Source organism: Pollutimonas nitritireducens, from assembly GCF_002849615.1.
GTDB classification, from domain to species: domain Bacteria; phylum Pseudomonadota; class Gammaproteobacteria; order Burkholderiales; family Burkholderiaceae_B; genus Pollutimonas; species Pollutimonas nitritireducens.
In genome coordinates, this window is sequence record NZ_PDNV01000016.1 from 43,933 (window position 1) to 51,841 (window position 7,909).

Below are 7,909 nucleotides of genomic sequence, written 5' to 3' on the forward strand. Positions count from 1 at the left end.
ACAAAGCAATGCTTTGTGATTCCTAAATCTGCAAAATAAAGTCGATCAACTCGCGGGCGAAGGTACGCAGTTCAGACTGCTTTCGGACGCAGATACGGAGCTCACGAGTGGCCCACTCGTCCCGCAACTGCACGATCGCAATGCGTGATAACCGCGCAAGCCGGCGCGCCGCCATCTCGGGAAGCACGCCAATACCGACACCAGCTTCAACCATGCGGCACATCGCATCGTAGCTGGAGACCTGAATGCGCTTATGCATAGCGCGACCTAGCAATTCCACTTCTTGCTGCAGATACGAGTAGCTGGCGCTGCGAGAATCCAGGCTAATAAACTCATAGTCGAGTGCGTCGGCGAAATGGACGGACTCCACCTCCGCCAGCGGATGATTTTGCGGCGCCACGATGACCATCTGGTCTTTCTTATAAGGGAGGGTCTCGAGTCCGTCTGCCGCGACACGGGCCGAGATGACACCGATGTCGGCGACTCCCTCGAGCACGGCATGCACGATCTCTGCACTCAACCTTTCCTGCAAGTCGACGGTGATGGCCGGGTTCGTCTCGAAGAACCGAGCCAAAACCTCGGGAAGGAACTCGCAGATTGCGGTGGCATTGGCAAACAGACGCACATGGCCGCGGACACCCTGGGAAAAGGGCTGGATTTCGTTTTGTAGCTGCTCGATCTCGTCAAGGACGCGTAGCGCATGTACCAGCAGCACTTCACCCGCCCGTGTAGACGAAACGCCCCGCTTGTTCCGATAAAGAAGCTGGACGCCAAGCCGCTCTTCGAGGCTTTTGATACGTAGGCTAGCCGCCGCAACCGACAGGAACACCTTCTCGGCACCTTTGGTGAAACTGTTGCTTTCTGCCACCATGACGAAAAGTCTGAGGTCGACCAGGTCGAAACGCGGGATATTCGTGGTTGCCATGCCCGCAAGCTTAACTGATACCTACGGCTTCGGGTACTGGGAAAAGAAAAATTGCTACACGGCGTACATCAGATCGTATAGGCCGACTTCGGCGTCGCTCAGCCCAAGCACCTTGCCATCCGGCCAGCAGCGTAATAACTTGCCTGCTGTCTCCGCATAATCGCCCCGTGTAGCTTCGACCAGCAGTACCCAATGTGCCCGGGCGTCGTCGCTACCCGACTTGCGATGCCCGTCGTGGATCTCGCGAAATTCGGGTGCCTGCTGCAGCAAATGTATCGCCACAATGCCATGTAGCGCTGCAAGCGCAGGAATGATCTCGTCGGTGACCGCCAGCGCGACTGCCTCGTCCGAAATGTTCGCCGTATCAGTCCTGAAGCGCAACGACAGCATCAGGCCACCTTCGCCTCGACCCGAGCTATGACGAACCTTGAAAGTATCGCGCACGACGTTGTGAAACATGGCACGCATGCGGATATCCGTGGCTTCAACATTGCGCTGCAGGCGCAGATAGCCATCGGACACCAGGTCCTCGGGTTCTTGCACTTCGTACAGCGCCAGCGTTGCGGGCTGAGCATCTTGCACGCCCTGAAAACGTCTGACGCGGCGCCAGCCCGGCACGGCAATACGGTCGGCAATATGCCTGTTTATGTACCAATCATCGCATTCATCTCGCACGGCCGGATCAATATCGATCCAGAGTGCCAATACTGCCTTGCCTTGCATCATGATTCTTTCCTGGATCACGGAATGATTTTATGGCTGCGGTAGAAGTCGAAGCTGTCTCGCCACATCTGCCGGGTGTCAATACTCTCGGTAAGCCCGTGCTCCCTGGCCTTGTCCATGGAAGAGACGACATCCCATTCCGGGGAGAAAACATAGTCGCCGTAGGCCCATTGCGCGACGGTCGACAATTCGGAAGGACGCAAGCCATGCAGGGATACCATATCGCACCATATGTCGCTATGGCTCTCTGGAAAACGTGCAAGCCGCTCGGGCTCGGGGTCGCCGCAGGCCATGTCGAAGTAATCGGCGATGGCGGGCCACAATGCGCTCCAGCGTTCTGCGTCCCCGTTCACCACATTGAACGCCTGATTGGCGCAGGTCCGATCGGTGATCATCCATTCGATGGAGCGCGCGAGCATTGGCAGCCAGGTAAATTGCGTTCTCGACTTGAACGCGAGCTGGGTTCCGGGAAACCGCAGCGGAAGGCCGAGCTCCTTGAGCATGGAGGCATAGATGGCGACCAGTAGCGTAATGCTGCGAGGTTCGTCAAGAACCAGATCACAGAAGGTGTGAGGACGTGAAATACTCCAGTCCCATGCCTGTCCACCCTGCTGCTGAATCAGGAAGTCCTGCTGCGCGTAGTAGAAAACCGGACGCGGCGAGCGCGGGGCATTTTCGCGATAGGGAACCGGGCCAGGCCCAGCATTGTGTCCGTAATACTTGGTGCCATGCACAACATGGATATGGCGCAGATCAGGTCGATCCTTGACCGCCGTCAGCAAATTGGACAGCATCTGCAAATTGATGTCGACCGATTCAAGTTCTCCACCCGCGTGGTCATAGCGCGCGGCATACACAACATGCGTCACGCCCTGCATACCTCCCAGCTTGCGGCGACAGTCTTCCGCATCAAGCAAGTCGACAGCAAGCATAGGACACGGCACGTGCTGTTGCACACGACGCGACAGCCCGACCAGATCCCAGCCGCTACGGTCCATCACATGACGCGCGACGGAGGCGCCGATCTGACCCGTCGCCCCCGCGATCAAAACAAGATTCTGAGCCATGGAAGGTCGCTATGGTGTGAAAGGTTTATAGACTGCCACCCCGGCTTCATGCGCCAAGGCCTCATCCGCTCCTGGCGGCACGACCGCAATGCCGCGATACGGGGTGGATCGATCCAGGCCGACGGATATCAACCACGTAAAGCCGACATCACCCAGCACGAGATCGGGCGTATCGCGATCGACCACCCACAGAGCACGATCGGCCGGAACCTCTGGCGCCACTGACATGCCTTCGAAAAGATTACGGCAATAGAAAGCCCTGTCGATCAACGGCAGCCACTCGCCCATCCCACGAATCTTCTGGTAGTACGGATCCTCGAAGACCGCAATAGCCTCCACGGAATACATGGCTAGCGAAGGCGGACAACCCTCGCTTTCAGACTTGAATCGCCGTGCCGAATGGATGCCGTCGACCGTTTCCATGATGCGCAAGTGCTCGACGTACCATTCATCCCACTCGGCTTCCCGAGTACGATCGAGCAATCCGCTCTGACTCATAAAAATCATTCAATACCCCCCTGCACCGCGGAAAGAGAACCGGAACGCTGATGGCGACGTTCAATTGATTTGCAGCCCGGTTTGCTTAACGATGGGCCCCCACTTGTCGAGCTCGCTCTGTATCTGTTTCGAAAAGTCTTCGGGCTTGCCCCCTATGGGCTCGTAGCCGATTGCAAGCAGACGCTTGCGCATATCCGGATCGGCCAGCACCTCGTTAAAGGCCTTGTTCAAGCGGGCAATAGCTTCGGGTGGTGTGCCGGCTGGCGCAAGCACGCCATTCCACGAGGTGACATCGTAGCCAGGCACACCGGACTCGGAGATGGTGGGTATGTCGGGCAGGCTGATCGAGCGCGCCCCACTAGTGGTTGCAATAGCACGCAGCTTTCCTGCCTTGATGTTGGCCAAAAGCGTCGAAGGCTCGCCAAAGACCATGTCCACTTCTCCGCTAAGCACCGCCATTGCAGCGGGGCCGCCCCCTTTGTAAGGCACGTGCATCAGCTTGATGCCTGCCATGTTGGTGAACAACTCGCCTGCCAGATGATTGATGGCACCATTACCGCTGGACGCGAACTTCAGCTTTCCAGGCGACGCCTTCGCCAGGGCAATCAGGTCTTTGACGCTGTGCGCCTGAACCGATGCATTGACAACCAATAGCTGTGGCACCGATGTCAGGAAAATCACGGGAGCAAAGTCGCCCTGTTCGAACGGCATCGTCTTGTAGATGTGCGGATTGATCGAATGCGTCCCGGAATAAGCAAAAACCATGGTGTACCCATCCGGCTTCGCATCGGCTGCCGCGCGGGCGCCAATATTGCCGCCCGCTCCACCCTGGTTGAAGATAATGACCGGTTGTCCCAATTTCTCTGAAACCTTTTCACTGAACAAACGCGCTACCACATCCGCACCGCCGCCCACCGGCCATGGAACGATCCATTTGATAGGACGGTCAGGGTAGCCTTGGGCCATCACCGAGGGGGCGATTACCGCGGCCGCCAGAAGCAGCAACAAATTATTCCAGATTTTTTTCATCATATGTCTCCTTTATATCTGCAGATGCAGAAGAACAAACTTCCGCGGGGCCACTACTTATTTATGTGTGTTGAATAGGACTGGAAAGGCTGCGCAGCAAGCGGCCGCTGTCTACGATGCCTGGATCTATATGCATCAAGTCAAAGGCTTGCCAAGCGGAAGCTTGAACGGCGCTGTAAACGGGTTTGCCCAGGTCCCGTTCGAGCATATCGATGACTTCTAGAGCACGCAGCTGGGTGCACGAAATGAACACGGCTTCGGAATCAGGCATGATAGTTTCTTTGACTTTCTGATAAATTTCTTCTGGAAGGATCTTGGCGTGGTCGAACATGTCGAGCATATCGAAGGTCGATAGCTTGCCGACCTCAATGCCGTGCAGCTTCAAGAAGTCTTTCAATCGGGCATTGGTCACGTCTACATAAGGCGTGACGATATCGACTTTTTTATGGCCGCCCGCATTTAGTCCAGCGACCATGGCGCCTGCGGTCGTTACGGTTGGCGCGCCTGTTATCGTTGTCAGCTCTTCGCAGATGCGCGCGTTCCATTCGGGCCCTTCGAAAAAGCTGCCGCTCGTGCAGCCGTACACCACCACATCGGGCTCGATCATGGCTATTTCTTCTGCTGCCTTCTTGCTCGCGTTTTCCATGCTGCGCAGTTCATCGGGCGTACCCTGTCGGCCGCCCGCGATCCGGGCAACGTGAACTGAAACACCCTCGGGCGCGATTTTCCAGAACTCTGTTTCCATCGTGGTGTTGATAGAAGGTACTAACAGACCAATCCTTCCTCGCCATCCGTACATTAGTCTTCCTTTTAAAAAGTAGAAATGGGCGGCTCGGCCCACGGGGACCCGCTATTCGGGCATCAAGAATTCCGTCACCAGCTTCACGAGTTCGGCTACGCCGAGCACGACGACCAGAGCGACGACCGCAAGCACCAGCGCAATCGGCAACACAAACCACGAAAGCAAATTCCATCCCAACGAAACCACGATTGCCGCAACGGTTGCACCCGCCATAAGCCCGATAGCCTTGTCATGGCGCACCACCATATTCAGGACCGGAAAACGGGCCAAGCCATGGACCTGTTCCTCCCGATTCGGATCGGAGTGGCCAACCTGGCCTCTGTCATTACCGTCGCTGGAAAACGACTTGCCCTCTAACGTGGCCACCCGCTCGGCGGCCAACAGGCCGAAACATCCCGCCTTGATCAGGCCCCCGATGTACGTTGAACGCTTGCCACCTTCAAGGCCGCCCGTCGTCGCGCCTGCGGCAAAGAGTCCCGGTATCGGCTGCCCGCTTCTGTCCAGGACTTCCGCGTGTTCATTGATGTCGATGCCGCCCATCGTGTAGGTAATACCCGGGCAGATCGGAATTGCCATCAAGGGCAGATGGCGAACGGCATAGGGTTGGGTCTGCTCGGACCTCGGGATGTCCAGCTCCTGCAACGTGCCCGCATCCAGGGCGCGGTTGTAAGAGTCCAGCGTCTGCGCAAGGGCGGCGGCGGGAACATCCATCTTCTGCGCCAGCTCCGCCACGGAATCGGCGCGCAAAATCGTTCCACCCGCCCGTTCCAGCAGCGGATTGGCCGGAATGCGAGCCGTGGTCCCGGGCCCGTTCCAGATCGACGCGTCGAACACGGCGAAGAGCCTGTCGACGCAGGGCTGCGAGGCCAATTCATTGGCCAGGCTCACCCCCGTCCTGCCCTCGTCGACGCAGCGGCGGCCAGAACCATCCACGACGATACCCGCCGTGGCTATGGCGTCGACCTCAGGGTAAGGCCATACCTGGTCGTTATGTTTCGCGTCGCTGCACAACAGGTGGCCGTAGAAGCGGCTGCAGTCGGTGAGCGCCGCGCCGGCTGCCTGGGCCATCTGAAGGCCGTCGCCATGACCGGTGCTTGCGCCGCGTTGAAACAACGCGTCGAAGCGTGGCGTAATGTATTGCTCAACCAATAAGCGGTTTGCTTGAAAACCGCCATCAGCCAGCACGCAATGTGTAGCGCGCCATTCTTTCGGCTGGCCGTCACACTCACCGCGAGCCCCTACACAACGTCCATCCTCGATCAGAAGGCCCTTGACACGCGCCTTCAGCTGCAGCTTGCCGCCCATCTCGCCGAGCGTTCTCGCCAACTGGCGCAGCATCACGTCCGGCCCGCGCTTCTTCCAGTCGACGCCGGCACGCAAGGCCCGCGGCGGCGACATGCACCAACGATAGCCTTCCTGCGGATTGAAACGCATGAATTTCCCGCCCTCCCCCTGGAGCCAGGAGATCAGCCGGGCACCCGTCTGCGCAAGAGCGCGTGCCAGCTCAGGCTTGGCTTCACCGCCGGTCAACCGGGCGATGATGTCGACGAGTTCCTGCGCGGGTCGGTAAGGATCATGGAAACCAATATGCAGGATGCCCCCCGATTGCCGTGAGTTGCAGGGATAATCCTCGCCGTCACCTTGCTCCAGCACCAGCGGACGCAAACCCAGTTGCGCGGCGCGGACGCCGGCGGTAAGCCCGGCCAAGCCGCCTCCGACGATGATCAAGTCGGGAAGAAAAAAATCCTTACTCATTTGGTAGCGCCATCACAATTGCAGATTCGACACCTTAGCCATGCGCTTGATGTTCTCCGCATCCTTGACCATGAAGTCCAGCCATTCCTTGGAAGAACCCGGCATGATCTCCATACCCTGGCTTTCGATGGATGCCTGAATCGTTGGATCTTGCAAGGCTTGCTGGGTGACATCATTCAGCTTCTGAACGATATCTGCGGGAACGCCTTTCGGACCAACAAAGCCGAACCAGCACAGGAAGTCAAAATCCTTGTAGCCGAGCTCTTCGAAGGTCGGAATATCCGGAAGGATCTTCGACCTTTCCGATCCACTGACTGCCAGCGCTCTGACCTTACCGGCTTTTAGCATCGTCAATGCGGACGGCAAGGTGGGAAAGTTAGCGTCAACCTGACCCGAGGCGGTCGCGACAACACTAGGACCTGCCCCTTTGAAAGGGACATGAAGCAACTTTATGCCCGCCAAAGTATTGAAGTACTCGCCGCAGAGCTGAGTCGTCCCCGCGACGCCGTCCGACCCGTAACTGAGTCCGTCTCCTTTCTCCCGGGCCAGCTTTACGAATTCGGCGACGTTTTTGACCGGCAGCGAATTATTGACCAGCATGACCACAGGGGTTTTGGTAACTGCGGCAATAGGGGTGCAGACGTCGACGGGGTCGTAGTTAAAGTCCGATTTCAGAATGGAGTGAATGAAGGCGCCACTGGCATTCATCAGGATGGTGTAGCCATCCGACGCGGCACGCTCAACCTGACCCGCCGCCAGCGTGCCGGCCGCACCTGGCTTGTTTTCCACAACAATGGGTTGCCCAAAGGCGCTGGACATTCTCGTCGAGACGATACGCGCTGTCACATCGGTTCCGCCACCCGGTGAAAATCCTACAAGCACTGACAAGGGGCGCGTCGGATAGCCCTGAGCGAACAGAATCCGGGGACCTGCAGCGGCGAGCCCTGCCGTCGCCATCATGAAGTGTCTACGAGTTATCAATTTTGTCTTATATGGACGCCTCCTTTGTGGCAATCGAATTTTTGAAATGTGTGGCTAGGCGAGAACGGTTGCAGTCTTATATCCGGCCTGTTTGCGCAGTAACGGATAGACCGACTGCTGGCCCTGATG

At 57.7% G+C, this 7,909-nt stretch carries 8 protein-coding genes; all 8 read right to left on the minus strand.

The window, feature by feature from the left end; translation table 11 throughout:
- Window positions 1-22: 22 nt before the first annotated feature.
- Genes CR155_RS19805 through CR155_RS19840 form a run of 8 tightly spaced genes read right to left on the minus strand, consistent with a single transcriptional unit; the run spans window position 23 to window position 7,759 of the window.
- Entirely contained in the window at window positions 23-925 is a 903-nt protein-coding gene (locus tag CR155_RS19805; RefSeq protein WP_102071773.1) for a LysR family transcriptional regulator, read from the minus strand.
- Window positions 926-979: 54 nt separating this feature from the next.
- Window positions 980-1,651, minus strand: coding sequence for a hypothetical protein (locus tag CR155_RS19810; protein ID WP_102071774.1), 672 nt, complete (start codon window positions 1,649-1,651; stop codon window positions 980-982).
- Window positions 1,652-1,665: 14 nt separating this feature from the next.
- Window positions 1,666-2,715 carry an NAD-dependent epimerase/dehydratase family protein gene (locus tag CR155_RS19815; RefSeq protein WP_102071775.1) on the minus strand — a complete coding sequence of 350 codons (1,050 nt, stop codon included), beginning with the start codon at window positions 2,713-2,715 and terminating at the stop codon, window positions 1,666-1,668.
- A 9-nt stretch (window positions 2,716-2,724) separates the two neighbouring features.
- A complete protein-coding gene (locus CR155_RS19820) occupies window positions 2,725-3,222 on the minus strand; it encodes a hypothetical protein (RefSeq protein WP_143705221.1) in 498 nt (165 codons plus the stop codon).
- A gap of 51 nt (window positions 3,223-3,273) precedes the next feature.
- Window positions 3,274-4,245: a Bug family tripartite tricarboxylate transporter substrate binding protein gene (locus CR155_RS19825; RefSeq protein WP_233214431.1), complete on the minus strand. Its 972-nt coding sequence runs from the start codon at window positions 4,243-4,245 to the stop codon at window positions 3,274-3,276.
- Window positions 4,246-4,303: 58 nt separating this feature from the next.
- Window positions 4,304-5,041: a maleate cis-trans isomerase family protein gene (locus tag CR155_RS19830; protein ID WP_143705222.1), complete on the minus strand. Its 738-nt coding sequence runs from the start codon at window positions 5,039-5,041 to the stop codon at window positions 4,304-4,306.
- Window positions 5,042-5,092: 51 nt separating this feature from the next.
- Window positions 5,093-6,799: an FAD-dependent oxidoreductase gene (locus CR155_RS19835; protein ID WP_102071778.1), complete on the minus strand. Its 1,707-nt coding sequence runs from the start codon at window positions 6,797-6,799 to the stop codon at window positions 5,093-5,095.
- A 12-nt stretch (window positions 6,800-6,811) separates the two neighbouring features.
- A complete protein-coding gene (locus CR155_RS19840; RefSeq protein WP_102071779.1) occupies window positions 6,812-7,759 on the minus strand; it encodes a Bug family tripartite tricarboxylate transporter substrate binding protein in 948 nt (315 codons plus the stop codon).
- Window positions 7,760-7,909: the final 150 nt, after the last annotated feature.

Excerpts from the sequence above, each read along its gene's own strand:
- CR155_RS19805 (WP_102071773.1), bottom strand. The coding sequence starts at position 925 with ATGGCAACCACGAATATCCCGCGTTTCGACCTGGTCGACCTCAGACTT.
- CR155_RS19810 (WP_102071774.1), bottom strand. The coding sequence starts at position 1,651 with ATGATGCAAGGCAAGGCAGTATTGGCACTCTGGATCGATATTGATCCG.
- CR155_RS19815 (WP_102071775.1), bottom strand. The coding sequence starts at position 2,715 with ATGGCTCAGAATCTTGTTTTGATCGCGGGGGCGACGGGTCAGATCGGC.
- CR155_RS19820 (WP_143705221.1), bottom strand. The coding sequence starts at position 3,222 with ATGATTTTTATGAGTCAGAGCGGATTGCTCGATCGTACTCGGGAAGCC.
- CR155_RS19825 (WP_233214431.1), bottom strand. The coding sequence starts at position 4,245 with ATGATGAAAAAAATCTGGAATAATTTGTTGCTGCTTCTGGCGGCCGCG.
- CR155_RS19830 (WP_143705222.1), bottom strand. The coding sequence starts at position 5,041 with ATGTACGGATGGCGAGGAAGGATTGGTCTGTTAGTACCTTCTATCAAC.
- CR155_RS19835 (WP_102071778.1), bottom strand. The coding sequence starts at position 6,799 with ATGAGTAAGGATTTTTTTCTTCCCGACTTGATCATCGTCGGAGGCGGC.
- CR155_RS19840 (WP_102071779.1), bottom strand. The coding sequence starts at position 7,759 with ATGATGGCGACGGCAGGGCTCGCCGCTGCAGGTCCCCGGATTCTGTTC.